The organism is Pseudoxanthomonas sp. (assembly GCF_051953815.1).
GTDB lineage: Bacteria > Pseudomonadota > Gammaproteobacteria > Xanthomonadales > Xanthomonadaceae > Pseudoxanthomonas_A.
Genome location: NZ_JBQCIJ010000051.1, coordinates 72,077 through 97,757 on the forward strand (window position 1 = coordinate 72,077; position 25,681 = coordinate 97,757).

Below are 25,681 nucleotides of genomic sequence, written 5' to 3' on the forward strand. Positions count from 1 at the left end.
TCAGCCTTCCAGCGCCTGCAGACGCTGGCGCAGCGCGTCCAGCCGCAGGTCCGCGCCGGCGCCCGGCGACACCCGCGCGGCCAGGCTGCCTTCGGGGGTGCGCCCCTGCCCGGCCGTATCGGCGGCGGCGGCGGCGGCCTTGTAGGCTTCGCGGAATGGAATGCCTGCGACCGCGGCTTCCACCGCCACGTCGGTCGCATACATGCCCGAATCGATGGCGGCGCGCAGGCGATCCTCGCGCCATTCCAGGTTGGCCAGCAGCGCCGGCAGCAGTTCCAGCGCCGGCAAGCCACGGCTGAAACCGTGGAAGATCGCGCCCTTGCTGGCCTGCAGATCCCGGTGATAGCCGGACGGCAGCGACAGCAGGTGTTCGATCTCCGCGCGTCCGGCCGCCACGCTGGCGTGGGTGGCGCGCATCAGTTCGATCACGTCGGGATTGCGCTTGTTCGGCATGATCGAACTGCCGGTGGTGTACTGCGCCGGCAGGGCGACGAAACCGAACTCGGCGCTGGTGAACAGCGACAGATCCCAGGCGATCCGGCGCAGGTCCAGGGTGGCCGCGCCCAACGCTTCCAGTGCGGCCATCTCGAACTTGCCACGCGAGAGCTGGGCGTAGATCGGGCTGACCTGCATCCGCGCGAAGCCCAGCGCGGCCGTGGTGTGTTCGCGGTCCAGCTTCAGGTTGACGCCGTAGCCGGCGGCAGTGCCCAGCGGATTGGCGTCGATCAGCGCGAGCGTGTCGCGCGCGCGGATGGCGTTGTCAATGAACGCCTCGGTCCAGCCGGCCCACCACATGCCCGCCGACGACACCACCGCCCGCTGGATGTGGGTATAGCCCGGCAACGGCAGGGACTTTTCGGCCTCCGCCCGTTGCAGCGCGATCGTGGCGGTCTCGTGCGACAAGGTGGCGACGCGCGCCAGCTTCTCCTTCAGCCATAACCGGGTGGCGACCAGGATCTGGTCATTGCGGCTGCGGCCGGTATGGATCTTGCGGCCGGCGTCGCCCAGCCTCTCGGTCAGGCGCGCCTCGATGGCGGAGTGGCCATCTTCATAGCGCTCGTCCAGCACGAAGCGGCCGGCGCGGAAATCCTCCGCCAGCATCGCCAGCTCGCGCTTCAGGCCCGCCAGTTCATCCGCCGACAGGATGCCGATACGCTCCAGACCTTCGGCGTGCGCGGCGCTGGCCTGGATGTCGTGCAGGAAGAACTCGCGATCCAGCACGACGTCGTCGCCGGCCAGGAACCGCTGGATTTCGGCATCGACGGCGACGCCGGGTTTCTGCCACAACAGATCGCTCATGCCGGTTTCTCCTCGGAGTGAATCGCGTCCATCGGAATGCTCTCCAGTTCGTCGAAACCGAAGGCGGTGTTGAGGTTCTGCATCGCTTGGGTGGCTGCGCCCTTGAGCAGATTGTCCAGGGTCGCCACCACCACCAGCCGCTTGCCGCCCGGCGCCACGGTGAAGCCGCCGATCTCCACGCCATGCCGGCCGGCGATGCGGCTCACCCACGGCGCGTCGTCGCGCACCCGGATCAGTGGTTCGCCGGCGTAGCGCTGCCGGTAGCGCGCGCGCATGTCGTCCAGCCCGACCGCCTGCTGCAGGTACAGGTTGACGGTCATGGTGATGCCGCGGAAATGCGGGGCCACATGCGGCATGAACTCCACCGGCACGCCCAGGTGCCGGCTGACTTCGCGCTCGTGCATGTGATCGGTGAGCGCGTACGGCATCAGATTGTCGCGCAGCAGCCCGACGTTGTTTTTGTCCGACGGGGTGGTGCCCGCGCCGGAGTAACCGGAGACGCCGAAGCACTGCGGCGGTCCCGCCAGTTGATCCAGCAGCGGCGCGATCACCAGTTGCATGGCGGTGGCGTAGCAGCCGGGGTTGCTGATGCGCTTCTGCCCGGCGTAGTCGCCACGGGTCAATTCCGGCAGGCCGTAGTACCAGTCCTGGTTGAAGCGGTAGTCGGCCGACAGGTCCACCACCACGGTCTCCGGCGCCTGCACGTCGATGGCCGCGACCAGCTCGACCGCCTTGCCGTTGGGCAGCGCCAGGATCACCGCGTCGGCGCCCTTGGCACCTACCTGTTCATGGCTGAGGTTCTCGTAGCGCAGCTCGCCGCTGAAGCCGGCGATGTGGTCGCTGACCTTCTGCCCATCCAGTTCGCGCGAGGATACGAACGCCAATTCCAGCCGCGGATGGCGGGCAATCAGTTTGATCAGTTCGGCGCCGGTATGCCCGCGCGCGCCGACGATGCCGACGGTTTTCATGGGGAAGACTCATGCTGGGCCAGGCGGGAAAGCAGATTGCGCTTCACCGCCGGCCATTCGTTGTCGAGGATGGAGAAGATGACGGTGTCGCGTGGGCTGCCGTCGGCGTGACGCCGATGGTTGCGCAGCACGCCGTCCTGTTTCGCGCCCAGCCGGGCGATGGCCGCGCGCGAACGCTGGTTGAACCAGCTGGTCTCGAACACCACGCTGATGCAACCCAGGGTCTCGAAGGCATGGGTCAGCAGCATCAGCTTGGTTTCGGTGTTGACGCCGGTGCGCTGCACGCGCGGTGCGTACCAGGTGTAGCCGATGCTGACCCTCGGGACGGTCGGTTCGAGGTCGTAGAAGCGGGTGCTGCCGACGATGTCGCCGACCGCATCGCGGATCGCGAACGGCAGGATCCGGCCCTGCGCCTGGCTCGCGAACACGCCATCGAGATAGGCATCGACCTCGGCCGCGCGCGGCACGTTGGTGTACCACAGGCCGGCCAGGGCGTCGCCGTCCAGCGCCGCGCGCAGGCCGTCGGCATGTTCGCGCAGCAGCGGTTCCAGCCGGGCATGGCGCCCTTCCAGCCGCGGCGGCGATTGCCAGTCCCGGGGAAGCTCGGTCGCCATCTCAGTCCACCAGGGTCGGCTGGCGCGTGCGGCAATGGGCCACGCAACGCTCGATGTCGTCGAAACTCTCGATGCCGTACCAGAACACCTTCCACTTCTCCTGCTTGTAGCAGCCGTCGGACTCGGCGTAGTAGAAGATGTTGACCGGATTGTTGTGGCGCGAACGCCAGAACAACCGCGGGTTCTCCTCCCGCATCACGTGCCAGACCGCGCGCCCCAGGCCCTCGCCCTGCGCTTCGTCCAGCACCGCGAACTTGTCCAGGTAGGCGAAGCCATCCTCGTGGGTCAGGATCAGCGCCGTGCGGTAGTTTTCACTGACGTACACCCGATGCGGCGTGGTCCGTTCGAAATAATCCGGCAGCAGCCGGCGACCGAAGCTCGATTCGATCAGCGCGCGCATGCGCGGCAGGTCCACGCCCTGCCAGGAATCGAAGCGCAGCACCCGTTCGCCGCGCCGCACCAGCGTGCCCGATCCCCGGTGGGTGAACAATTCCTTGGCCAGTTCCGCCGGTTTGGTGATCGACACCGACGAGGTCAGCGGCAACCTGTCCAGCAGATCCTTGATCTGCTCGATCTTCACCCGCATGCCGCCGTTGATCCACGGCTGCGCCATCAGATCGTCGTACTCGGTGGACAGGTTGATCGAGTCGATGACCCGCCCATCGGCGTCCAGCAGGCCACCGGTGCCAGTCAGGAAGATGATCTTGTACGGCTGCAGCACCTGCACCAGCTCGTTGGCGGCGAAATCGGCGTTGATGTTGAGGATCTGCCCGCCCATGGTCTCGCCCATGCTGGCGATGACCGGGATGGAGCCGGCATGCAGGCTGGCTTCGATCGGCGCCAGGTTGATGCGGGTGACGTCGCCGACCAGGCCGTAGGTAGCCTGGTCCTTGTACTCGGCCTCGAACACGCCCGAGACGATCGAAGTGGCCCTCGCGCCGCCCTGCTGAAGGGCTTCCACCAGCGCCAGGTTCTGCTGCAGGAACACCTTGCGCACGATCGCCAGCACTTCCGGCGTGGTCACGCGCAGGCCATTGACGGTCTGCTTGACGATGCCGGCGGCGTTCATCTCCTCATCCAGCTGCGGACCGGCGCCGTGCACGACGATCGGCGTCAGACCGACCTCCTGCAGGAAGGTCAGCGAGGACGTCAGCGCCTCCAGATCGTCGCGCAGCACCGCGCCGCCCACCTTGACCACGGCGAAGCGCTTGGCGTCCAGCTGCGAGAATCGCTTGACGTACTGCGAAATCTCCTTCGCGCTGGCCATGCTGGACAGCAGCCGGATGATGGTCTGCCGGGTTTGCTTGTTCGATTCCATCGGTTCTGCGGGTCTCGGTTATGCGGTGAAAATCCGCTGCACGGTGGCGGCGTAGTGTTGGAGTTGTTCGAGTGCGACCCACTCGTCGGCGGTGTGCGCCTGGGCGATGTCGCCCGGGCCGTACACCAGCGCGGTCAGCCCGGCCTGCGAGAACAGCGAGGCTTCGGTCCAGAAGTCCACCGCGTTGCCGACCGGCAGGCCGAGTTCGTCGGCCAGGTCGCGCGCGGCGAGGCGGCGTTCCTCGGCGCGGGCGACGTCGCCGGACGGCAGCGAGGGACCGCGGAAGGTCTCCTCGTACTCGGCCAGCGCGTCGGGATTGGCGAACGCGCGGAACTGCGCGTGCAGCGCGTCCATGTCCTGCGAGGGCAACGGCCGGAAACCGAAGCGGACTTCCGCGCTGGGCGCGATCATGTTGGCCTTGATGCCGCCCTCGACCCGACCGATGTTGAAGCGCAGGCCGGTCAGGCCGCCAAAACGCAGGTGATGCTGGGCCTGCACGTGATCGAGCGCGCGGGTGCCCCAGCGCATCGCGTTGTGCAGCGCGCTCAGCGACAGCGCGTTCTCGGCCGAGGCGTGGCCGGCCTGGCCCTTGAACGCCATCCGCACCGCGCTGATGCCCCGGTGCGCCAGCACCGCCTGGCCCTGGGTCGGCTCGGCGATGATGGCCTCGTTGAAACCGTGGTCACGGGCGAGGAACGCTGCGATGCAGCGCGGATCGTTGGCTTCCTCGTCGCTGGAGAACAGGAACGCGGCGTCGCCGGAGGTCACCTGGGCCACCGCGAGCAGGCCGGCCGCGGCGCCCTTGATGTCGCAGGCGCCCAGGCCGATCGCGCGATCGCCCTCGACCCGCAGCCTCAGCGGATCGGCGGTCCACGCCGGCGACGACGGCACCGTGTCCAGGTGGACGTTGAACACCCGCTTCGGTTGCCCGCGCACGGCGAACAGCGACACCGCGCCGGCGCCGTGATCGATCACCTCGATGTTGAAGTCGGGCAGCTGCGCGCGGATGTAGTCGAAGATGCCCCCCGTGGTGATGGCGCGCGGTGGATTGCGGGTGTCGTGGGACACCAGCTGCTCGAGATGTTGGAGAACCTGGTCAAGCATGGGAGAGCGCCCTGCAACGGATCATGGTCATGGTTCTGGATTCGGGTGGGACATCCCCGCCCCCGCCGACGCGCCGATGTTCCCAATCGTCATCCCGGCGAAAGCCGGGATCCATGCGCGGTTGCTTCTTCGCCCGGCGGCGGGAAGCCGGTGGATTCCAGCTTGCGCCGGAATGACGGAACGGATTTTCAGCAGCGTCGTGACGGTTTGGGGAGCTCCGGTGGTCGGTGGCTCAGCGGTTGATCTCCGCCCACAGCGTGCTGCTCATGCCGAACAGCTTGATGAAACCCTCCGCCTCCTCCACGCCCCAGTCGGCCGACTGCGCGTAGGTCGCGCCCTTGGCGTTGAGCAGGTGCGGCGACTTCACCGCCACCGCGTCGACGCGGGCGCCACGGGTTTCCAGCACCACTTCGCCATTGACGGTCGCCTGCGAGGAGGCCAGGAAGGCTTCCAGGTCGGTCTTGATCGGATCGTGGAAGAAGCCTTCGTAGACCACCTCCACCCATTTGCGCGCCACCTCCGGCTTGAAGCGGTTCTGCTGCTTGGTCAGCACCGCCTCCTCCAGCGCGCGGTGCGCGGCGAGCAGCGCGATCAGGCCCGGCGCTTCGTACACGATGCGGCCCTTCAGGCCGATGGTGGTGTCGCCGGTGTACATGCCGCGGCCCACGCCGTAGGGTGCGAACAGCGCGTTCAACTTCGCCAGCAGCGGGGCGCCGTCCAGCGCCTGGCCGTCGAGGCTCACCGCTTCGCCCTGCCTGAAACCGACGGTCACGCGCAGGGCCTGTTCCGGCCACTCGCTGCGCGGCGCGCACCAGCCGCGCGCGCCTTCGCCGGGAGCTTCCCACTTGTCGATCTCGCCGCCGGACAGGGTCACGCCCAGCAGGTTCTCGTTGATGGTGTAGCTCTTCTGCTTGGCGCGCACGCCGAAGCCGCGCTCTTCCAGGTACTGCTGCTCGTAGGCACGGGTCTGGGTGTGTTCCTTCTGGATTTCGCGGATCGGCGCGACGATGCGGTAATCGCCCGACGCCTTGACCGCCAGATCGAAGCGGACCTGATCGTTGCCCATGCCGGTGCAGCCGTGTGCGATGGCATTGGTGCCGAGTTCGGCGGCGCGCTTGAGGGCGGCGTCGACGATCAGGTAGCGATCCGACACCAGCAGCGGGTACTGGCCCTGGTAGCCCTCGCCCGCCCACACGAACGGTTTGACGAAGCCGTTCCAGATCGCCGGGCCGCCATCGACGGTGACATGGCTGGCCGCACCCAGTTCGGCGGCGCGCTGTTCGATGTAGGCGCGCTCCTCGGCATCCACGCCGCCGGTGTCGGCGAACACGGTGTGCACGGCCCAGCCGCGTTCCTGCAGGTAGGGAATGCAGAAGCTGGTGTCGAGGCCACCGGAGAAAGCGAGAACGATGTCTTTGCTGGTCGAAGCGGTCATTTCAGGAGTCTCTCGTGATGTACCCCCTCCCCTGCTTGCGGGGGAGGGATGGGGTGGGGGCGCGGAACGGTGGCGGCCTGCCCCCATCCCGGCCTTCCCCCGCATGCGGGGGAAGGGGCGTTTCGTGGATGTCTATCGAACCAGGGCGGCCATGATCGCCTTCTGCACGTGCAGGCGGTTCTCGGCCTCGTCGATGGCGATGCACCGCGGCGAATCCATCACCGCGTCGGTGGCCTTGACGTTGCGGCGCAGCGGCAGACAATGCGAGAACACGCCGTTGTTGGTCAGGGCCATCTTGGCCTCGTCGACGATGAAGTGCTTGTACTGGTCGCGGATGGGTTTTTCCGGTTCCCAGTTGCCGAAGAACGGCAGCGCGCCCCAGCTCTTGGCGTAGACCACGTCGGCACCGCGATAGGCGCTCTCGATGTCATGGCTGACCACCAGCGAACCGCCGCTCTCGGCCACGTTCTGCTCGGCCCAGCCCATGTAGCGTTCGTCGAGCACGTAATCCGGCGTCGGGCACAGCAGGGTCACGTCCATGCCCAGGCGGGTGGCGATGGTCAGCGCCGAATTGGCCACCGCGGTGTTGAGCGGCTTGGGGTGGTAGGTCCAGGTCAGCACGTATTTCTTGCCGCGCAGGTCGGTGGTGCCGAAATGTTCCTGCAGCGCCAGCGCGTGGGCCAGTTCCTGGCAGGGATGGGTGATCGTCTCCATGTTGATCACCGGCACCGGCGAGTACTTGGCGAAGGACTTCAGCACGATGTCCTCGCGGTCATAGGCCCAGTCGACGAACTTCGGGAACGCGCGCACGCCGATCAGGTCGACATAGCGCCCCAGCACCTTCGCCACCTCGGCGATATGCTCCTCGGTGTCGCCGTCCATCACCGTGCCCAGGTTGAACTCGATCGGCCACGCGTCCTTGCCCGGTTGCAGGACCACCGCGTGCCCCCCCAGCTGGAAGGCGCCCAGCTCGAAGCTGGTGCGGGTGCGCATGGACGGATTGAAGAACACCAGCGCGATCGATTTGCCCTTCAGCGCATCGCCCAGCTTGTCCTGCTTGTATCGCGCCGCCTGCGCCAGCAAGGCATCCAGCTCGGCGCGGCTCCAGTCCTGCGTGTTCAAGAAGTGCTTCATCAAGGCATCCTGGTTCGGGAATGTTGCGGAAATTCGGGGGACGGAAACGAAAAAACCCAGCCTCTGGCTGGGTTCCGGTAAGACAGGCGAAAACGTCCGGGCGACCCAGCTAGGAGCAGGATTCCGGTCGACGCGCACGCGAGGTCATGCCCGAGGCCTGGCGGGCCGCGCTGTCAGCATGAGCGTGTGCGTTCATCTTCATAGGGGGCGCATCGTCGCATGTGCTGCGGCGCAGCGCAAGGCTCAGGGCGCGGGCGCTTCGACCGGGGGCACGGTCGGCACGTAGGGCATCACCGAAATCCGGATCCGGAGACGGTTGCCGGGATCCTCGGCCAGGCGGGAACGGTACTTGGTGCCCTTGTAGACGTAGTCCACGTCGTAGGCGATGGGGCGGCGGAACTCGCGCTCGACCGGCACGCTGCGGCAGTTGAGCCGGGCCGGCTCGGTCGACTGGCCGGCCTGCGCCTCGGCATCCTGGGCCCTGGCCTCGTCGTCGCCGGAGAACACGCCCTTGATGGATTCCAGAAACCGCGCCCAGCGGCTCTGTTCCTTGCTCGGGTGGACCGTGGTGGTCGGCAGCGTGGGCAGTTCGTCGCAGACCTCCTCGGTCCGGCTCGCCCGCAGGGTCTGGTAGACCGGCTCGACATTGAGCACCTGCGCGTAGTCCAGCCGCACGTTCTCCGCCTGGACCACACGCTCCTGCGCCATCGCGCCCATGGCGATCGGCAACATCAGCAATGGCAGCAAGCAATGACGGAAACGACCCATGCGACCCGTTGGTGGAAATCTGTGCCCGCTAGTGTAGGCGACCAGGCTGGAGAGGGGCTGAACCATCCCCCTGACCCCCGGCCGGCGGCCGACCGGGTCCCGCCAGGCTGTAGAATCATCCGGCTTCCCCACGCCCCAGCCTGATGAGCCTGCGCCTCCACAACAACCTCACCCGCCGGGTCGAGGATTTCGCCCCCCTCGACCCCGCCTGCCCCACCCTGTACGTGTGCGGGCCGACCGTCTACAACTACGTCCACATCGGCAACGCCCGCGGCCCGGTCGTGTTCGGCGTGCTGGCGGCCCTGCTGCGGCGGCGCTACGGCGCGCTGCGCTACGCCCGCAACATCACCGACGTGGACGACAAGATCAACGCCGCCGCCCTGGAACAGGGCGTGCCGATCAGCGCCATCACCGACCGCTTCGCCGCCGCCTACCGGCAGGACATGGCCCGCCTGGGCGTCGCCCCGCCGGACATCGAGCCGGAGGCGACTGCCCACATTCCCCAGATCATCGCGATGATCCAGGATCTGATCACCGGCGGTCACGCCTACGCGGCGGAGGGGCACGTGCTGTTCGCGGTGGCCTCGTTCCCGGGCTACGGCAAGCTCTCGCGCCGGGATCCGGAGGAGATGCTGGCCGGCGCGCGCGTCGACGTGGCGCCCTACAAGCGGGATCCCGGTGACTTCGTGCTGTGGAAACCCTCCAGCGACGAGTTGCCGGGGTGGGAGTCTCCCTGGGGCCGCGGCCGTCCGGGATGGCACATTGAATGCTCGGCGATGGCCGCCGCCCACCTGGGCCAGACCATCGACATCCATGCCGGCGGCGTGGACCTGCAGTTCCCGCACCACGAGAACGAAATCGCGCAGAGCGAATGCGCGCACGGGGGCCAGACCTTCGCCCGGTTCTGGCTGCACAACGGCATGCTCAACTTCGGCGGCGCCAAGATGAGCAAATCGCTGGGCAACATCGAACGCGTCCACGACCTGCTGGAGCAGCATCCGCCGGAGGCGCTGCGCTATGCCCTGCTGTCGGCGCACTACCGCCAGCCGCTGGACTGGTCGGACGCGTTGATCGAGCAGTCCGTGCGCACCCTGGATCGCCTGTACGGCACCCTGCGCGATCTGCAGGACGCCGGGATGCCCGCCAACACGGTGATCCCGGCCACGATCGAAGCCGCGCTCGACGACGATCTCAATACGCCGCTGGCGCTGGCCGAAATCGCGCGCATCGCCACCGAGGCGCGCAAGGCCACCGCGCCCGACGAGCGTGCGCGGCTGCGGGCGGAACTGCTCGGCGCGGGATTCGCGCTGGGCCTGTTGCAGCAGGATCCCGCCGGGTGGTTCGCGCGTGGCGCGTCCGACGACGACGACGCCCGCATCCAGGCGCTGATCGAGGAACGCGCCGCGGCCAAGCAGGCGCGCGATTTCGCCCGTTCCGACGCGATCCGCGATCAACTCGCCAGCGAAGGCATCCTGCTGGAAGATACCCCGCAGGGCGTCCGCTGGAAGCGGGCCTGATCCCGATCCTCGCCCGGCGCGCGATCGCGCCGGCACGGGCAGGCGGCCGATGCGCGTCGCCTGCTTCTTCCCCGGAAGGGCACATTCCGAACCGCCATGACCGACACCGTCTTCCCGCTCGAACCCACCGCCGCCGAGGCCCAGCAGGCCATCAAGGACGAATTCGCGTTCTTCGGCGACTGGGCCGAGCGCTATCAGTACCTCATCGACCTGGGCCGCAAGCTGCCGCCGTTCCCCGAAGAATGGAAAACCGAGGAACACCGCCTGCTCGGCTGCCAGTCGCTGGTGTGGATCGTTCCGCAGGGTGACGCCGCCAGGCTGGATTTCCGCGCGATCAGCGACTCGGCCATCGTGTCCGGGCTGATCTTCCTGGCCCTGCGGGTGTATTCGGGCCGGTCGGCCGCGGAAATCCTCGCCACCGAGGCGGACTACATCGCCGACATCGGCCTGGCCAAGCATCTGTCGCCCACCCGCAGCAACGGCCTGGCCTCCCTGCTGGCCTTCATCCGCGAGACCGCCACGGCGGCCCGGTGAGCGAACCGGCCTCTTCGCCTGTCCTGGCGCTGCTGCGCAACCGTGGATTCGCCACGGTCCTGGCCTATCGCATTCTGGCCCTGCTGTCGTATCAGATCGTCGGCGTCACGGTCGGCTGGCACATCTATCAGCTGACCCGCAATCCGTTCTCGCTGGGACTGATCGGCCTGGCCGAAGTGCTGCCGTTCTTCTGCGTGGCGCCGTTCGCCGGTTACCTGGTCGATCACCTGCCGCGCCGCAAGCTGGGCATCGCGGCCTGCGCGGTGCTGGCGCTGACCGCGGTGATCCTGGTGCTGGTGGCCGCCGGCTGGGTGCCGACCGCCCGGCTCTGGCCGATCTATGCCGCCATCGCGCTCACCGGCATGGCGCGCTCGTTCCTCAGTCCGATCTACAACGCGCTGTTCGCCAGGGTGCTGGCCCGCGAGGACTTCGTGCGCGGGGCCGGCGTGGGCACGGTGATCTTCCAGGCGGCGATGGTCACCGGCCCGGCCATCGGCGGCCTGCTGGTGGGATTCGGCGGCAACGCGCTCTCCTATGGCGTCGCCGCGGTGCTGGCGGTGCTGGCCGGTATCGTGCTGGCCTGCCTGCGCGTGCAGGAACCCGGCCCACCGGAAACCAGCCTGCCGATCTTCGCCAGCATCGCGCAGGGCGCGCGTTTCGTCTGGAGCAACCAGATCATGCTGGGCGCGATGGCGCTGGACATGTTCTCGGTGCTGCTCGGCGGCGTGGTCGCGATGTTGCCGGCCTTCATCCACGACATCCTCCACTACGGTCCGAAGGCCCTGGGCATCCTGCGCGCCGCACCGGCGCTGGGTTCGGCCTGCGTGGGCGTGTGGCTGGCCCGTCATCCGCTGCAGAAACACGCCGGCCGCGTGCTGTTGTTCGCGGTGGCCGGCTTCGGCCTGTGCGTGATCGCGTTCGGCTTGTCGCGCAGCTTCTGGCTGTCGGCGCTGATCCTGCTGGCCTATGGCATGTGCGACGGTGTGTCGGTGGTCGTGCGCTCGACGATCCTGCAGTTGTCCACGCCGGACGAGATGCGTGGGCGGGTGTCGTCGATCAACGGCATCTTCATCAGTTCATCCAACGAACTGGGAGCTTTCTATGCCGGCACCATGGCGCGCGTGCTGGGACTGATCCCGGCGGTGCTGCTGGGCGGCTGCGCGATCCTCGCGGTGGTCGCCACCACCGCCTGGCGCGCGCCCCGCCTGCGTCGCCTGGATCTCAAGGACCTGCACTGAACCGCCAGACCTTCCGCGCGGCTCAGAAGGTGCAGGCGTCCCAGCCCGGCGGCGTCGTGGTGGTCGAGGGGCCGCTGAAGTTTTCCTTGAAGGTCGTCTGCGCCCAGCGGTCGGCGTCGTAGATCTGCTCCGGCGGGAGGTTGGCCGCGACCGCGGCGATCTGCCGGTCGAGCTGGCTGGCGCGATGGGGTTCGGCGCCCAGCCGGTACAGCTTCAGATAACGATAATGCTGCGCCGGATCGGGCCCCAGCAGGCCGGCCAGCAAACCTTCCGCGCCGGGTTCGTAGGCCCGTTGCAGCAGGTCGACCACCCGCCAGTCGCCGCTGGCGACGCCGCTTTCGATCATCGCGGTGGCATCGCGGCGATAGCTCTGCAGCACGCCCGGGTGCTCCAGCAGGCTGCGGACGTTGTACAGCGGTCCCTGGCCGAGATAGCAGGCGCGCGCGTCGGCGTCGCCGAGCCGGGCGGCCTGAGCGATGTTCGCGACCAGCGTATCGAGCATCTTGTCGTCCACGCCCGCGCACAGTTCGCGATTGCGGCCGGCGCTCTGCTCCCGCACGTCCATCGCATCCAGCAGCACCTGGTAGGTGCGAAGCTGCGCGGCGCTCATGCCCTCGGTCTTGTGATCGAGCAGCGTGCGGGTGGTGCCGGCGTTGTTCCATTCGGTGGCGCGCAGGCGGCTGCAGCGGTCGAGGTCGTGGACCAGGCGCCGGGCGGCGTCGACGTCGCCCGCGTTCGCGCGCGCCTGGAGATCGGCGAAGCTCGTGCCCAGGGGCGTCGTGGGCGTCGGCAGCGGGCCGCCTTTGACCCGTTCCGTCGAAGCCACCGCCGTGCCGGACGCCGGGGCTGCGGACGACGCGGCGCGCGATGCGTTCGCTTCCGCGGTCGACGCCGGCATGGCGCTCCAGCGCCCGAGCGCGTAGACGCCGGCAATCGCCACCAGCGCGGTGAACGCCATGATCAGGTGCTTTCGCTTCATGGTTTGCCGCATCCCATCGCCAGATCCTCGCTGAAGTCGACTACGCCGCCGTCATTCGGGTGGAAACACGCAGGGGTCGCGATCCAGGCCGGGCGCGCCGACCGAGGAGCGTCCGTGGAAATCCCGGCGGAACGTGGTTTCCGCCCAGGTCTCGGCCTCGTTCCGCTGCTCGGGCGACAGGCGCGCCGCCGCGACCGCCAGTTGCTGATCCAGCACGGCGATGTCGCCGGGTCCGGCGCCGAGGCGATACAGCTTGAGGTAGCGGAAGTGACGCGCGGGATCCGAGCCCAGCACGCCGGCCAGCAGGCCGTCCGCATCCGGTTGATAGGCGCCGCGCAGGATGTTCACGACCGCCCAGTCGCCGGCCGCCATGCCGGCCTCGATCATGCCGGGAACGCTGCCGCGATATTGATCGATCCATTCCGGATGCCGCGCCAGCGCGCGCATGTCGAAGTTCGGTCCCATGGCCAGGTAGCAGGCACGCGCGTGGGGTTCGCCGAGCTGGGCCGCCCGGCGCACGCTCGGCACCAGCGCGTCCATCATCGCGGCATCCGCTTCGGCGCAGCGCTCGTTCATCCGCGCCGCGTTCTGCCGGCGTGACTCGATGCCATCGAGCTGCATGCGATAGCCTTCCAGTTGGGTGGGCGTCATGCCCCGGGTCTGCGCTTCCAGCAGTTCGCTGGCCAGCATCGCGTTGCTCCAGTCCATCGCGCGCAGGCGATGGCACAGGCTCAGGCCACGGTACAGGCGGGTCGACGCGGTCACGTCGCCCGCATCCGCGCCGGCCCGCAAACCGGCGAAGTAGCTTCCCGTCCGCGCACGCGAGGTCGACGGCATCGTCGAGGCCGGTCCCTGCCCCGTGTCCGCGTTCGCGGCGACCGCCGGCGCGGCCGCGGCCATGCCATCCGCCGAGGCGCGTGGCTGCACGCGCCCCAGCCAGTAGGCGCCCGCCAGCGCCAGCAGTATCAACGGAGCGATGAAATAGCGCTTGCGCATGGTTCAGCAGGATACGCGCAGAGCGGCCCTCCCTGGCCGCCCTCCGCCACCGGTCCCTGGTATCGGCATCCTGCCCTGCCGGCGTTTCTCGCCGTGCATTCGTTTACTGCTCGCTCCCCAGCACGAACGCCGATGCGGCGATCGCCGCGTCGCTGTTGAGCACCGCGGTGTTCTTGCCCGCGGCCGACGGCAGGCCGACCTTCAGGTTGACCGCGCCGGAGACCAGCGATTGCAGAAGCGGGGTGAGGACCGGCAGACCCAGCGCGATGTTGCCGCAGCCCGTGGCCGCCGGCACCGCGAACGCGTTGTCGACGAAGGTGGCGTCGGTCACCTGCAGATAGCCGATGAAGTTCTCTTCGTCGGTGATGATGGTCTCGACCGTGCCCGGGTTGCCCGCAATCGGCTGGTTGGGCGGCGGCGGCTGGGTCGTGCCGGTCTGCAGCTTGATGATGATCGGGTTCTGCGGCGAACCGATGTAGCAGTTGTTGCCCAGGAACGGATTCTGCAGGCGCACGCGCACCGCCAGTTGCGCCGCGGTGGGATCACTGCCGTCGGTCGGCGGGAACAGCGCGTTGCCGAAGTTGGTCTGCGCCGGCGCCACCGGCTCCATGGTGGCGGTCACGTCGTTGACGGTGGCCACGATCGCCCAGAAGGCGGTCCACAACGGGCCAGGCCAGTCCGGCGCGGGATTCATGATGCCGAGCAGACCGCCCGGCACCTTGGCCGGTGGCGATGAAAGCGTGGGCGCGCCGACCGCCTGGTACAGCGGCGACGGCCCCAGGTTCTCCACCCCGCCCTGCAGCACGATGGGCTTGTCGATCGGCAAGGTGGTGTTGCCGATGACGAACACGCCCGAGTGGGTGGTGTTGATCACGCAGGATCCCACCGCGGGATTGGTGTACGGACAGTACTTGAACATCGCATACGGGCCCGAGGGCGTCCCGGCATGGGCGGCGGGAACGGCGGCGAGGCCCGCCAGCATCGCGGCAAGCGCGAGGGACAACGAGGCTTTCGACATGGCGAACTCCGGCATGGGTGATCCGGATCGTCCGGATCGGCGAGGGAACGAAGGAAAGGCCCAGGGGGCCGCCTCGATGCGTGGACCAAGGCGGGAGGGGTCGCCACGGACGGCATCGCCCCTGGGCAGCCCCCTGGCGGGGAACAAGCGGATCGGTCGCGGCTCAGATCACGGAATCACCCGCGCCGACGGCCAGCCGGTCGTGCGCAGATGGGTAGGCGCGGTCGAGGCCACGGCGCAGGCGCCCAGGGTTCCGCTGAACTGGATCACCGCATCGCTGGACGACGAACCATTGGTCAGCGCCACGTTGGGCAACGGCGCGCGTCCGCTGAGGCTCGGGCAGTTCGCGTTGAGCGGTGCCGGAATGAACACATTCACGCCACCGGCCGTCGTCGTCGTGCTGGCGGTATCGCCGATGGTGAGGGTGCCGCCGCTGCCGCTGGTGGCGGTGATGCTGACCTTCCACGGCAGGCCGCGCGGCACGATCGCCGAACAGGCGGCGCTGCCGCCGAAGCTGACCGCGGTGATGCTGGCGACGCCGCCGCTCACCACCACGGTGAAGTCGGCCACCGAGCACGGAAGCGAGTTACCGAAGTAAGAAGCGGTCGTGGTGCCCACGAAGTGGGTGGTGCCATCACCCCAGGTGCTCCCGTTCCAGACCTGGAACGTGGCGGCGGATGCCGACGCGGCGCCGAACATGGCAACAGCGGACATGGCTGCAAGCAGACTCGTCTTGAACTTTGACATGGTGCCTTTCTCCGATGGAGGGTTGCTGGTGTATTTGAATGCGGCTGCACCCAAATGGCTCTTTCATGTTCGAAGTGCGTCTTTCACCGACACACGCGATGTATTTCGCCGGTGCACGATGCGTTCCCGTTGGCTGGCCAGGCGTGGCTTCGCGCACGCCATTTCGTCACTCAGAAAAATCCCTTGCGGATGGACAACCCGATGATCCGGGGGTCCTGGATGAATACGTTGGAAGTCAGGCCGGTGTCGTCGCTGTTGAGGAAGGTGCCGGTGATGGCTTCCTCGTCCAGCGCGTTCTTCACGTACAACTGCACGGTCAGATCGGTGGCGGGCTTGTACCAGGTGAGCGACAGGTTGACGTTGCCCCATTCCCGCAGCCGGTCAATGCGGTCCTGGTAGATGCGCGCCCAGCTCTTGCCCTGGTAATAGAGATCCGCGCGCAGGGTCAGCTCGCTGTCCGCCAGCATGAACGTGTACTGCGGACTCAGGCTGACCGTGATGTGCGGCGCGTTCGGCAGTTCGTTGCCACCGACGTTCTTGGCGAAGCCGGCGCCGCCGTTGGGTGCGTCCGTCGTCGGGTCGTAGTACGCGCCGTTCAACAGATAGGCGTAGGTGCCCGGCCCGCCGCCAAACCCCTTGTCGGCGGTGAAGCCACCGGTCGCGGTGTAGTAGTTGAGCGTGCAGAAGCTGTTGAGGAAGCCGGCGTTGCTGAACATCTGGTTGAACGGATCGGCGAAGTAGTTCTCCAGCGCGGTCGCCACCAGTTCCGTCGGTGCGATGCAATTGGATGCCAGCTGCATCCAGGGACGGATGGTGGTCCAGCCCGGATTGCCGGCGGTGCGATCCATCACGTCGATGGAGTACTGATTGGAGCCGATGCGGCTGCGCAGCAGGCCGACATTGCCGCTGAGCTGGAACGCGTCGGTCGGCCGCCACACCAGTTCGAACTCCGCGCCCCAGGTACGCGCGTCGAAGTTCTCGTTGAGGGTGGCGCGGTCCTGGATCTGCGAGACCTGGTAATCCTTGTAGTCGTTGTAGAACGCGGTGGCGTTGAACATCAGCTGCCCGCCGGCCATCACGTTCTTGGTGCCGATCTCGAAGGCGTTGACGTACTCCGGCCGGAAGCGGGGGTCGCGCTGCTCGAAGCTGAGCGCTTCCGGGTTGGCGCCGACGCCGGGCGAGTTGGTGCCGCCGGCCTTGTAGCCGCGCGAGACGGAGGCGTAGATCAGCGTGCTGTCGGTGAACGACAGATCCGGCGACCAGTCCAGCACTAGCCGCCCGGTCGGTTCGGTCCAGGTCTGGCGGATATCCGCGCCGGCCGGATAGCCATAGCCGACATAGCCACCGAACAGGGGATTCGCCCCGTTGGTCGAATCGGCCAGCATCGTCTGGCTGGGATACGGCGTGGTGACCTTGCGATCCCGGGTGACCCGCAGGCCGGCGGTCAGGCGCAGGGTGTCCGAAAGTTGCCAGTAGCCTTCGCCGAACAGCGCCGCCGAACGCGTCTTGGCGACGTTGCGGCTGCGGAAGTAGTTGTGGCCCTGGCCGTCGATGGCGCGCAGCGGATTGGGGTCGACATAGACACAGGGCACCTCGATGCCCTGGTTGGGATCCATCCGGGTCGCCGTTCCGGCCGGGCAGTCGCCGGGCGCGGTGCCGGCGCCGTTGCCGTTGAAGAAGAACTGGGAGAGCGCGCTGAACACGTTGTTGAAGACGTAGTAGCTTTCGTCGATCTCGTACTCGAGGTAGTTGGCGCCCAGGCTGAAATTGAACATGCCGTCGAAGGCCGATTGCAGGCGGAACTCCTGCGACCACTGCGTGCTGTAGGAATCGACGAGATCCACGTTCAACAGCCGGTCCGAGCATCCCAGCTGCGGGTCGCAGTAGACCCCGCCCGGCGTGGCCGGATACGCCGGCGCGATGGTGCCGTCGGGCAGGAACTGGATGGCGTCGTTGCTGTCGTTGAAGATGGGATTGGACTGGAAGCGCCCGTAGTCCTGGGTGGAGTAATAGCGATCCCGGGTGTACAGCGTCTGCGATACCAGCTTCAGCCGATCACTGATGTCGAAATCGAAATTCAGCTGGACGATGTCGTTCTTCGCCTCGAAGCGCGGATCGTAGGTGGTGGCGATGCTGCGCAGATCGGTGGACTGCTTCAGGCCGGCATACGGATCGACACCCGGCGGCAGCAGCGGCAACGCGGCCACCGGAAACCCGTTCTCGTCGACCTGCAGGCCCAGTCCCGCGGCCGATGCGCCGAGGATGTAGGGCAGGCTCGCCGCGTTCGGCACGCCGAAGGCGTCGTTTCCATAAAGCGAACCGTCGGCGCAGGACTGGCTCAGGTAGTTGCGCGCGTTGCCGAACTCCGGCACGTAACCCTCGATGGTGGCCGGTCCGGGATCGTTGTGGCAGATCTGCTTGCCGGTGCGCGCGCGCATGTCGTCTTCGCGGAAGTGTTCCCAGACCAGACTGGCGTTCAAGCGCTCGCTCGGCCGGAAAGTCGCCGAAAGCCGCGTGGTCAGCAGGTCGCGATCGTTGACGTCCTTGCCGGTCACCGTGTTGTGGTCGTAACCGTCGCGCCGGGTGTACTGCGCAGCCACGCGGAAGGCGAAGGTTTCGCTCAGCGGCACGTTGACCATCGCATTGACACGGCGCGATTCGTAGTTGCCGAGTTCGGCCTTCACGCTGGCGTCGAAGCCCTCCGGGTCGGCCAGGTTCGGGATCATGTTGACCACGCCGGCGGTGGCGTTGCGGCCATACAGCGTGCCCTGCGGCCCGCGCAGCACCTCGACGCGTTCCACGTCCAGGTACTCCTGCTCGAACAGGCGGTTGCGGATCATCGGCGTGCTGTTGAAGCTGACCGCGACTGCCGGATCGGTCGTCACCGACAGCGCCTGGGTGCCGATGCCGCGGATCTGGAAGTTGTAGCTGGCGAAGTTGGTCTTGGAGAAGGTGACGTTGGGCGTGGCGGTGACCAGATCGCCGCCGGTCTCGATCTTGCGATCATTCAGGTCGTCGCCGCTGAAGGCGCTGATGGCGATCGGCACCTTCTGGATGTTTTCCACCTTCTTCTGCGCGGTGACCACGAGGGTATCCAGCGTGGTCTCGCGGCGTCCCTCAGCAGTTCTTGTCGCGGCTTCGCTTGCAGTCTGCTGGGCCACGGTCCCGGAGGTCGTCGCCGACTGCAGGGCGGCGACCTCCTGTCCGTTTCCCTGCGGTCCGCCCGGCTTGTCCTTCTTCGCCGCGGCATCGCGGCCGGCCTGCGCGGGATCCATGATGAGGATCGCGCCCGAAGGACTGATGGTATAGGTCAGTCCGGTGCCTTCGAGCAGTTCTTCCAGCGCCCGCGTCGGCGCCTTGCTGCCGACCACCGCGCGCCCGGTCCTGCCGGTGGCCAGATCCGGCGAGTACAGCAACTGCTTGCCGCTCTGCCGCGCGTAGTCGGACAGCGCCGCGCTGAGGGTCTGCTGCGGTATCTCGAACCGCGCGGGCGGATCCGTGCCATCCCGTGCCTGCACCGCCAGTATCGGCGAGAGGGCCAGCGCCAGCGCGCAGGGCCGCAGCACGTGCTTCGCGAATCGAGACGAACGGACCACTCCCATGCTTCCTCCCCGAATTTTTCCGTGATGCGGCACCGGTGTGACGGCGACGCGCTTCCATACAGACGCGCATGCTCGAAGAACCCGAACCACATCCGGAAAAAAAATCAGCGGAGATACTGGACTCGCGAGGACTGTTTTGCGCCGCAGCAAGAATCACGGCGGTTCGAACCCGAACGGATGCAGCTCATCCGGCACGCGCGACGGCGCCGGAACGCATGCGGACGATCAGCGAAGGCGCGATTCAAGCACCACGCGTTCGTCGTCGCGCGGGTCGCGCTGGATCGGGAAATAGCTCGTCAACGCTTCGACGAACGTATGGGTGTCGCCGGCGTTGAAGGCGCCGCTGATCTTCAGCGAAGCGAGCTGCGGATCCCCCAGCACGACCTTCCTGCGCGAGTAGCGATTCATCTCGGCGATCGCGGCGTCCAGGCGCTCGTTCTCGAACACGATCTGGCCGTTGCGCCAACTGACCACGCGGCCGACATCGGCCACCCGCACCAAGGGCCGGGAGCCATCGGCGGCGACGAACTGCTGGCCGGGGCGCAGTTCCGCCAGGGACGCGGCGGTGGTGGGCGAAGGCACGACGTTCCGCGCGGGCGCCACGCCGACCCGTCCTTCGATCAGGGTCACTTCGAACAGGCGTTCACCGACCCGCACGTCGAACTCGGTACCCAGCGCGGTGACCTGCCTTCCGCCCGCGGTGACCACGAACGGGCGCGTCCGATCCTTGGCGACCTTGAACAGCGCCTGCCCCTGTTCCAGCGTCACCGCGCGCAGGTTGTCGCGGTAGTGCACCGACAGCCGGCTGTCGGTGTTGAGCGTCACCACCGAACCGTCGTCCATCGTCACCACGCTGCGCTGGCCGACGCCGGTCTGGTAGACGTTCCCCGCCAGGCCATCGCCCGCGCCGGAGAACAGGTGACGGGTGGCCTCGGGGCGCAGCGCGATGAAGCCGACGCCGATCAGCAGCAACACCGACGCGGCGATCGACAGCCGCCGCCAGCGCCGCGAGGAGCGCAGCCTGCCCTCGGCCACGCGCGCCAGTGTTTCCCGTCGCAGCGACTGCATTTCCGGCGAGTCCGACAATGCCCGCACCCAGTGATTGGCGGCCTGGATGCGCCGCCAGGCCGCCGCGTTCTCCGGCGCGCTCGCCTGCCAGGCCTCGAACTCCTCGCGCAGGCGCGGCTGCTCCGGCGCATCGCGCAGGATTTCGCTCCAGCGCGCCGCCGCCTCGTCGGCGTTGTCCGCCGCCAGGTCCATCGCCCAGGTCGTTGGAGGGGTCCGCGGGTTCATGGATATGTTTCGTCAGCCTCTGCTGTTTCCCTGTCCGGCGAGATCACTCGCCCTCCGTGGCCCAACCCAGCGCGCCGCCCAGACGGGCCAGCGCCTTGGCCATGTGCTTCTCGGCGGCCCGGACGGAGATGCCCAGCATGACCGAGATTTCAGTGTATTTGCGCTTTTCCATCGTCCGCAGCACGAAAACGTCGCGGGTCCGCTCGGGCAGGCTCCGCAGGACGGCGGTCATCACCCGGACCGCCTCCTCCCCCAGTAAGACGCGCTCCGGCGAAATATCCGTAGCGGGCTGGTGAAGATCCTCATCGAACGACTCCTGGACATCCATCGCCCGGACCTTGCGCCGGCGGGCCCAGTCGCGCAGGACGTTGGCCGCCACCTGGAACACGTACTGCTCCACGTGCTCGATGGCGCCCCCGCGCGCGCGCCGCAACAGGTGCAGGAACACCTCCTGGGTCAAGTCGTCGACTTCGCTGGCATCCCGGACCCGCTTGGCGAAGAAGCCCCTCAGCGGGGCGCGGTAGCGCACCGAGATGGCGTTCAGCAGTTCGTCGCGTCCCTCGTTGCCCGGGTCGGCGCGGGAGGCTCCGTGGGTCGAAGGCGAAGGATCGGACACCGGCAATCCCCTGTCTGGCGATCGTCCAACGAAAGGAAATTCCGACCGGCGCCGGGGTCGTTCGGACCAGGGCGAACCATGCATACGGTCGGGTACGTGCGCCAGACTCTAGGCGTACACCGGCAGGGGGTGCACGTTGCAACGCAATAACCCCGTCCCCGTCGGCCCGCGCGCCGGCGTGCGGCGTCGCGCGGGTGGATTCAACCGGCCGCCGCCGTCGCTATGCCTGCCGCCATTCCCGATACAACCCCGCCTCGCCTTCGGGCCGCAGCGCGGCCAGGCGCAGGCTGGCGTGCGCGGTCGGCGGCAGCGCCATCTCACGGTAGATCGCGGCGGTGGACAGGCCGTAGGGCTCGCCGTCCTCGTTCGAATAGGCGAACCAGGCCTCGCGGATGCCGCACAGGTGCATGGCCGCCAGGCACATCGGGCACGGATGGCCGCTGGCATAGACCACGCAGCCCTCCAGACGCGGACTGCCCAGCTGCCGGCTGGCCTGGCGGATGGCCAGCATTTCGGCGTGCGCGGTGGGATCGTGATCGCGATGGATGCCGTTGCCGGCGCGGGCGATCACTTCGCCATCGCGCACCAGCACGGCGCCGAACGGGCGCCCGCCCTCGGCGATGTTGGCGCGCGCCAGCGCCAGCGCCTCGCGCATGAAATGTTCATGGTCCATGCCGCCTCCCGGTGCGGGTTCCACAAAAAGCAAACCCCGCCTGGGCGGGGTCTGCCTGGATTGCAACAGCGGACGCCGTTCAGTCGCCCTGCTGCTTCTGCATGTGCTCCCAGCGTTCCTGCGCGTCGATGGTGCGCTCGGCGGTCAGGCGCGCTTCCAGGCGCTCCAGGCCGATTTCCTCGCCGGTATCGACGCAGTAGCCGTAGTCGCCGGCGTCCAGGCGCTTGAGGGTGCTGTCGATCTTGCCGATCAGCTTGCGGTAGCGATCGCGGGTGCGCAGTTCCAGCGAGTTCTCGGTTTCACGGGTGGCGCGCTCGGCCTCGTCGCCGATGTCGCGGACCTCGTCCTTCAGGTTCTCGATGGTCTGCTTGGATTCCTCGACCAGATCCGCGCGCCACTGCAGCAGGCGCTGACGGAAGTATTCGAGTTGGAGCGGGCTCATGTATTCCTCGTCCACCGACGGCTTGTAGCCTTCGGGGACGATCGGGCGACCGGTGGCGTCGTCGGTCTTGTACGGCACCACCTTGAATTTTTCCCGGACAACGGGGGCCTGCGGCTTGGCGGCCACGGCCACGGCTACCTTGCCGGTGGAACGGGGAGCGATGGCAGGCTTGCTGGTCACGGGGGCGGGATGGGTGGTCTTGCTGGTCGATTTCGGTGCGGGCACTGGCTTTGCGGGGGATGGAGCCTTGGCCACCGGAGCCGGCGCGGGCTTGGCCTCCTGCCGGGGTGCGGCAGGTGCGGTCGGGCGCGGTGCGGGGGCCTTCGGGGGAGCAGTCTTGGCCGGAGCCGGCTTGGGAGCGGGCTTCGGTGCGGATTTGGTCTTCGGTGCTGCGACGGGAGCGCTCTTCTTGGCCACGGCCTTCTTCGCCGCCGGCTTGGCGACGGGTTTGGCCACGGCCGGCTTGGCCTTGGCGGCAGCAGGCTTGGGCGCGGCCTTCTTCGGCGCCGTTTTGGCGACCGGCTTCTTGGCCACGGCTTTCTTGACGACGGGCTTGGGCGCCGCCTTCTTGGCCACCGGCTTGGCGGCCGGTTTCTTGGCGACAGCCTTCTTCACGACAGGCTTCTTGGCGACGGGCTTGGCGGTTTTCTTGGCGGCCTTGGCGGCCTTCTTTGCAGGTTTCTTAGCAGCCACGAACAGCGCTTCCTTGTTCTTCCCGAGCATCGGGAAAGCGCGACTTTATAGCCTACCCGGCGGGCAGCGGCAACCCAACACGGTTATCATCCGGACATGATCGGCCAGGTACTCATTGCTGTCCTGCGGGTGTACAAGCGCTTCATCAGCCCGCTGCTGGGTCCGCGCTGCCGTTTCGTCCCGTCCTGTTCGGAATACGCGATGGAAGCCATCGCCCGTTTCGGTCCGATGAAAGGCGGCTGGCTGGCCGCCCGGCGCATCGGCCGCTGCCATCCCCTCCACCCCGGCGGCCACGATCCGGTGCCTCCCGCCCGCGCCGGCTCCTCCCCTTCCGCCTCTTGTCCAGGAAAGCACTGATGCCCTCTACCCTCATCGTCAATGCCCGGATGGCCAGCGAAGGCCGCGAATTCGAAGGCGACCTGCGCATCGAGAACGGCCGTATCGCCCGCATCGGCAGCGGCCTGTCCGCCGGCGCGGATGAAAAGGTCGTCGACGCCGCCGGCCGCTGGCTGCTGCCGGGCATGATCGACGATCAGGTCCATTTCCGCGAACCGGGCATGCCGCACAAGGGCGACATCGCCACCGAGTCGGCCGCCGCCGTGGCCGGTGGCCTGACCTCGTTCATGGACATGCCCAACACGGTGCCGCCCACCCTCGATTCGGACGCGCTGCAAGCCAAGTACCAGCGCGCGGCCGGACGCGCCTGGGGCAACTACGGGTTCTATCTGGGCGCCAGCAACGACAACCTGGAAGCCATCCGCGCCCTGGATCCGAAGACCGCGCCCGGCATCAAGGTGTTCATGGGCGCGTCCACCGGCAACATGCTGGTGGACAATCCGGAAACGCTGGACGCGATCTTCCGCGAGGCACCGACGCCGATCATCACCCACTGCGAGGACACGCCGACCATCGATGCGAACATGGCAGCGTTCCAGGCCCGTTACGGCGATGCGCTCGGCCCCGAACACCATCCGGACATCCGCAGCCGCGAGGCGTGCATCAAGTCGACCCGGCTGGCGCTGGAACTGGCGCGCCGGCACGATACCCGCCTGCACGTGCTGCACATCTCCACCGCCGACGAGCTGGCCCTGTTCACCCCGGGGCCGCTGATCGACGCATCCGGCAAGCGCAAGCGCATCACCGCCGAGACCTGCATCCACTTCCTGCGCTTCGATCGCGCCGACTACGCGCGCCTGGGCAATTTCATCAAGTGCAACCCGTCGATCAAGGACGCCAGCGATCGCGAGGCCCTGATCAAGGCGCTGGCCGACGACGTCATCGACGTGCTGGCGACCGATCACGCCCCGCATACGCTGGAAGAGAAGTCCAAGCCCTACGCGCAGGCGCCGTCCGGCCTGCCGCTGGTGCAGTACGCGCTGGTCGCGGCGCTGGAACTGGTCCACGAAGGCCGCGCCACGATCACCGAGATCGTGCAGAAGGTGTCGCATGCGCCGGCGCAGTTGTTCGACGTGCGCGAACGCGGCTTCCTGCGCGAGGGTTACTGGGCGGATCTGGTGTTGGTGGACGACGCCGAATTCACCGTCCGCCGCGAGGACGTGCTGTCCAAATGCGGCTGGTCGCCCTTCGAGGGCACCACCTTCCGTTCGCGCATCGGCGCGACCTGGGTCAACGGCCGCCTGGTCTGGAACGGCGAACACCTGGTCGGCACGCCCAACGGGCAGCGGCTGGAGTTCGATCGGTGATGCGGCGGGCCGGCCTGGCCGGCACGTTGGGTCTGCTCGCGCTGCTCTCCACCGCCCGGTCGCTGTCGGCGCAGCAAGTGCTGGCCGAGGGGACCTATGGCACTCCCGCCCCCGCGCCCGCGGTCACCACGGACGAACGCGTGGTGTTTCCGGCGCAGGTCCCGCAGGGCGCGCTGGTGTTCGGCAAGGTGCCGGCCGGCAGCCAGGTGCGTTACGCGGGCCGCGTCCTGCGCACCAGCGGCTACGGCACGGTCGTGTTCGGCGTGGGCCGCGACGAGACCGGGCCGCTGGCGGTCGAGGTGACGACGCCGTCCGGACGCAGTGAAACCGCGCGCATCCTCGTGACTCCGCGCGACTGGCCGCTGGAACGGATCAACGGCGTGCCGCCGAAGACGGTCAATCCACCGCCGGCCATCGCCGAACGGATCCGGCGCGAGCAGGCGCAGGTGACCGCCGCGCGCGTGCGCGACGACGATCGCACCGACTTCGCGCAGGCGTTCATCTGGCCGGTGCAGGGCCGCATCAGCGGCCGCTTCGGCAACGCGCGCGTGTACAACGGCCAGCCCGGCGCCGGCCATTCGGGCATGGACATCGCCGCGCCCGACGGCACGCCGGTGAAAGCGCCGGCGGCGGGCGTGGTGACCTTCGCCGCGCCGGATCTGTACCTGACCGGCGGCACCCTGCTGCTGGATCACGGTTACGGCGTCAGCTCCAATTTCCTGCACCTGTCGCGAATCGACGTGAAGGTCGGCGACCGGGTCGAACAAGGCCAGGTCGTCGGCGCGGTCGGCGCGACCGGCCGCGCGACCGGACCGCACCTGCACTGGGGCATGAACTGGTTCGATGTGCGCATCGATCCGCTGCTGGTGCTGGAGCGCGCGCAGGCGGCCGGGGCGAAGTGAACGGTTGCCACGCGGCGCACGGTCGCGACTGACGTCGTTCCTACAAGACAGGGACGGATACCTGCAGAGCGACGCGAGTCGCGGGCTT

General features: G+C 67.9%; 23 protein-coding genes. 6 read left to right on the forward strand and 17 right to left on the reverse strand.

Going from position 1 to position 25,681, the window contains the following annotated elements; genetic code table 11:
• The 8 genes from argH to ACTHN1_RS16375 form a co-directional block, all read right to left on the reverse strand.
• Entirely contained in the window at positions 1–1,299 is a 1,299-nt protein-coding gene (gene argH / locus ACTHN1_RS16340; RefSeq protein WP_440471995.1) for an argininosuccinate lyase, read from the reverse strand.
• Positions 1,296–2,267 carry an N-acetyl-gamma-glutamyl-phosphate reductase gene (gene argC, locus ACTHN1_RS16345; protein WP_440471996.1) on the reverse strand — a complete coding sequence of 324 codons (972 nt, stop codon included), beginning with the start codon at positions 2,265–2,267 and terminating at the stop codon, positions 1,296–1,298. Before argC ends, argH begins: the two co-directional genes overlap by 4 nt.
• Positions 2,264–2,881, reverse strand: a complete 618-nt coding sequence (locus ACTHN1_RS16350) for a GNAT family N-acetyltransferase (RefSeq protein WP_440471997.1) — start codon at positions 2,879–2,881, stop codon at positions 2,264–2,266. The genes argC and ACTHN1_RS16350 overlap by 4 nt, the downstream gene beginning before the upstream one ends.
• A gap of 1 nt (position 2,882) precedes the next feature.
• The gene (locus ACTHN1_RS16355) at positions 2,883–4,199 is read right to left on the reverse strand and encodes an acetylglutamate kinase (RefSeq protein WP_440471998.1); all 1,317 of its coding nucleotides are present in this window, start codon (positions 4,197–4,199) and stop codon (positions 2,883–2,885) included.
• Positions 4,200–4,217: 18 nt separating this feature from the next.
• On the reverse strand, positions 4,218–5,303 hold the full coding sequence (locus ACTHN1_RS16360; RefSeq protein WP_440471999.1) for an acetylornithine deacetylase: 1,086 nt from the start codon (positions 5,301–5,303) through the stop codon (positions 4,218–4,220).
• A gap of 232 nt (positions 5,304–5,535) precedes the next feature.
• Complete coding sequence (locus ACTHN1_RS16365; RefSeq protein WP_440472000.1) at positions 5,536–6,738, reverse strand: argininosuccinate synthase; 1,203 nt, start codon at positions 6,736–6,738, stop codon at positions 5,536–5,538.
• Between the two features lie 132 nt (positions 6,739–6,870).
• Entirely contained in the window at positions 6,871–7,872 is a 1,002-nt protein-coding gene (locus ACTHN1_RS16370; RefSeq protein WP_440472001.1) for an N-acetylornithine carbamoyltransferase, read from the reverse strand.
• A gap of 243 nt (positions 7,873–8,115) precedes the next feature.
• A complete protein-coding gene (locus ACTHN1_RS16375) occupies positions 8,116–8,604 on the reverse strand; it encodes a hypothetical protein (RefSeq protein WP_440472002.1) in 489 nt (162 codons plus the stop codon).
• 179 nt (positions 8,605–8,783) lie between these two features.
• Here ACTHN1_RS16375 and cysS point away from each other — a divergent pair, with 179 nt between their 5' ends.
• From cysS to ACTHN1_RS16390, 3 genes are all read left to right on the forward strand, one after another.
• Entirely contained in the window at positions 8,784–10,157 is a 1,374-nt protein-coding gene (cysS, locus tag ACTHN1_RS16380; protein ID WP_440472003.1) for a cysteine--tRNA ligase, read from the forward strand.
• Between the two features lie 96 nt (positions 10,158–10,253).
• Positions 10,254–10,691, forward strand: coding sequence for a SufE family protein (locus ACTHN1_RS16385; protein WP_440472004.1), 438 nt, complete (start codon positions 10,254–10,256; stop codon positions 10,689–10,691).
• Positions 10,688–11,929 carry an MFS transporter gene (locus tag ACTHN1_RS16390; RefSeq protein ID WP_440472005.1) on the forward strand — a complete coding sequence of 414 codons (1,242 nt, stop codon included), beginning with the start codon at positions 10,688–10,690 and terminating at the stop codon, positions 11,927–11,929. Before ACTHN1_RS16385 ends, ACTHN1_RS16390 begins: the two co-directional genes overlap by 4 nt.
• A 22-nt stretch (positions 11,930–11,951) precedes the next feature.
• Here ACTHN1_RS16390 and ACTHN1_RS16395 read toward each other — a convergent pair whose 3' ends face one another.
• The 9 genes from ACTHN1_RS16395 to dksA form a co-directional block, all read right to left on the reverse strand.
• Complete coding sequence (locus tag ACTHN1_RS16395) at positions 11,952–12,908, reverse strand: hypothetical protein (protein WP_440472006.1); 957 nt, start codon at positions 12,906–12,908, stop codon at positions 11,952–11,954.
• A gap of 51 nt (positions 12,909–12,959) precedes the next feature.
• Positions 12,960–13,904, reverse strand: coding sequence for a hypothetical protein (locus ACTHN1_RS16400; protein WP_440472007.1), 945 nt, complete (start codon positions 13,902–13,904; stop codon positions 12,960–12,962).
• A gap of 103 nt (positions 13,905–14,007) precedes the next feature.
• Positions 14,008–14,922, reverse strand: a complete 915-nt coding sequence (locus ACTHN1_RS16405; protein WP_440472008.1) for a hypothetical protein — start codon at positions 14,920–14,922, stop codon at positions 14,008–14,010.
• A gap of 168 nt (positions 14,923–15,090) precedes the next feature.
• Positions 15,091–15,636 (reverse strand): hypothetical protein, encoded by a 546-nt coding sequence (locus ACTHN1_RS16410; RefSeq protein WP_440472009.1) that lies wholly within the window; start codon positions 15,634–15,636, stop codon positions 15,091–15,093.
• Between the two features lie 203 nt (positions 15,637–15,839).
• Positions 15,840–19,271: a TonB-dependent receptor domain-containing protein gene (locus ACTHN1_RS16415; RefSeq protein WP_440472010.1), complete on the reverse strand. Its 3,432-nt coding sequence runs from the start codon at positions 19,269–19,271 to the stop codon at positions 15,840–15,842.
• Positions 19,272–19,496: 225 nt separating this feature from the next.
• Positions 19,497–20,564, reverse strand: a complete 1,068-nt coding sequence (locus tag ACTHN1_RS16420) for a FecR family protein (RefSeq protein WP_440472011.1) — start codon at positions 20,562–20,564, stop codon at positions 19,497–19,499.
• A 43-nt stretch (positions 20,565–20,607) separates the two neighbouring features.
• Positions 20,608–21,180, reverse strand: coding sequence for an RNA polymerase sigma factor (locus tag ACTHN1_RS16425; protein ID WP_440472012.1), 573 nt, complete (start codon positions 21,178–21,180; stop codon positions 20,608–20,610).
• Positions 21,181–21,400: 220 nt separating this feature from the next.
• Entirely contained in the window at positions 21,401–21,853 is a 453-nt protein-coding gene (locus ACTHN1_RS16430; RefSeq protein WP_440472013.1) for a nucleoside deaminase, read from the reverse strand.
• 79 nt (positions 21,854–21,932) lie between these two features.
• On the reverse strand, positions 21,933–22,988 hold the full coding sequence (gene dksA / locus ACTHN1_RS16435; RefSeq protein ID WP_440472031.1) for an RNA polymerase-binding protein DksA: 1,056 nt from the start codon (positions 22,986–22,988) through the stop codon (positions 21,933–21,935).
• A 96-nt stretch (positions 22,989–23,084) separates the two neighbouring features.
• On the opposite strand from dksA, the gene yidD reads away from it, so the two are divergent.
• Genes yidD through ACTHN1_RS16450 form a run of 3 tightly spaced genes read left to right on the forward strand, consistent with a single transcriptional unit; the run spans position 23,085 to position 25,593 of the window.
• Complete coding sequence (gene yidD, locus ACTHN1_RS16440; protein WP_440472014.1) at positions 23,085–23,345, forward strand: membrane protein insertion efficiency factor YidD; 261 nt, start codon at positions 23,085–23,087, stop codon at positions 23,343–23,345.
• Positions 23,345–24,691 carry a dihydroorotase gene (locus tag ACTHN1_RS16445; protein ID WP_440472015.1) on the forward strand — a complete coding sequence of 449 codons (1,347 nt, stop codon included), beginning with the start codon at positions 23,345–23,347 and terminating at the stop codon, positions 24,689–24,691. The genes yidD and ACTHN1_RS16445 overlap by 1 nt, the downstream gene beginning before the upstream one ends.
• Positions 24,691–25,593 carry a M23 family metallopeptidase gene (locus ACTHN1_RS16450; protein WP_440472016.1) on the forward strand — a complete coding sequence of 301 codons (903 nt, stop codon included), beginning with the start codon at positions 24,691–24,693 and terminating at the stop codon, positions 25,591–25,593. The genes ACTHN1_RS16445 and ACTHN1_RS16450 overlap by 1 nt, the downstream gene beginning before the upstream one ends.
• Positions 25,594–25,681: the final 88 nt, after the last annotated feature.

Excerpts from the sequence above, each read along its gene's own strand:
- argH (WP_440471995.1), bottom strand. The coding sequence starts at position 1,299 with ATGAGCGATCTGTTGTGGCAGAAACCCGGCGTCGCCGTCGATGCCGAA.
- ACTHN1_RS16430 (WP_440472013.1), bottom strand. The coding sequence starts at position 21,853 with ATGGACCATGAACATTTCATGCGCGAGGCGCTGGCGCTGGCGCGCGCC.
- ACTHN1_RS16375 (WP_440472002.1), bottom strand. The coding sequence starts at position 8,604 with ATGTTGCCGATCGCCATGGGCGCGATGGCGCAGGAGCGTGTGGTCCAG.
- ACTHN1_RS16370 (WP_440472001.1), bottom strand. The coding sequence starts at position 7,872 with ATGAAGCACTTCTTGAACACGCAGGACTGGAGCCGCGCCGAGCTGGAT.
- ACTHN1_RS16405 (WP_440472008.1), bottom strand. The coding sequence starts at position 14,922 with ATGTCGAAAGCCTCGTTGTCCCTCGCGCTTGCCGCGATGCTGGCGGGC.
- ACTHN1_RS16365 (WP_440472000.1), bottom strand. The coding sequence starts at position 6,738 with ATGACCGCTTCGACCAGCAAAGACATCGTTCTCGCTTTCTCCGGTGGC.
- ACTHN1_RS16360 (WP_440471999.1), bottom strand. The coding sequence starts at position 5,303 with ATGCTTGACCAGGTTCTCCAACATCTCGAGCAGCTGGTGTCCCACGAC.
- ACTHN1_RS16355 (WP_440471998.1), bottom strand. The coding sequence starts at position 4,199 with ATGGAATCGAACAAGCAAACCCGGCAGACCATCATCCGGCTGCTGTCC.
- yidD (WP_440472014.1), top strand. The coding sequence starts at position 23,085 with ATGATCGGCCAGGTACTCATTGCTGTCCTGCGGGTGTACAAGCGCTTC.
- ACTHN1_RS16410 (WP_440472009.1), bottom strand. The coding sequence starts at position 15,636 with ATGTCCGCTGTTGCCATGTTCGGCGCCGCGTCGGCATCCGCCGCCACG.
- ACTHN1_RS16385 (WP_440472004.1), top strand. The coding sequence starts at position 10,254 with ATGACCGACACCGTCTTCCCGCTCGAACCCACCGCCGCCGAGGCCCAG.
- ACTHN1_RS16420 (WP_440472011.1), bottom strand. The coding sequence starts at position 20,564 with ATGAACCCGCGGACCCCTCCAACGACCTGGGCGATGGACCTGGCGGCG.
- ACTHN1_RS16350 (WP_440471997.1), bottom strand. The coding sequence starts at position 2,881 with ATGGCGACCGAGCTTCCCCGGGACTGGCAATCGCCGCCGCGGCTGGAA.
- argC (WP_440471996.1), bottom strand. The coding sequence starts at position 2,267 with ATGAAAACCGTCGGCATCGTCGGCGCGCGCGGGCATACCGGCGCCGAA.
- ACTHN1_RS16445 (WP_440472015.1), top strand. The coding sequence starts at position 23,345 with ATGCCCTCTACCCTCATCGTCAATGCCCGGATGGCCAGCGAAGGCCGC.
- ACTHN1_RS16400 (WP_440472007.1), bottom strand. The coding sequence starts at position 13,904 with ATGCGCAAGCGCTATTTCATCGCTCCGTTGATACTGCTGGCGCTGGCG.
- ACTHN1_RS16450 (WP_440472016.1), top strand. The coding sequence starts at position 24,691 with ATGCGGCGGGCCGGCCTGGCCGGCACGTTGGGTCTGCTCGCGCTGCTC.
- ACTHN1_RS16415 (WP_440472010.1), bottom strand. The coding sequence starts at position 19,271 with ATGGGAGTGGTCCGTTCGTCTCGATTCGCGAAGCACGTGCTGCGGCCC.
- ACTHN1_RS16395 (WP_440472006.1), bottom strand. The coding sequence starts at position 12,908 with ATGAAGCGAAAGCACCTGATCATGGCGTTCACCGCGCTGGTGGCGATT.
- cysS (WP_440472003.1), top strand. The coding sequence starts at position 8,784 with ATGAGCCTGCGCCTCCACAACAACCTCACCCGCCGGGTCGAGGATTTC.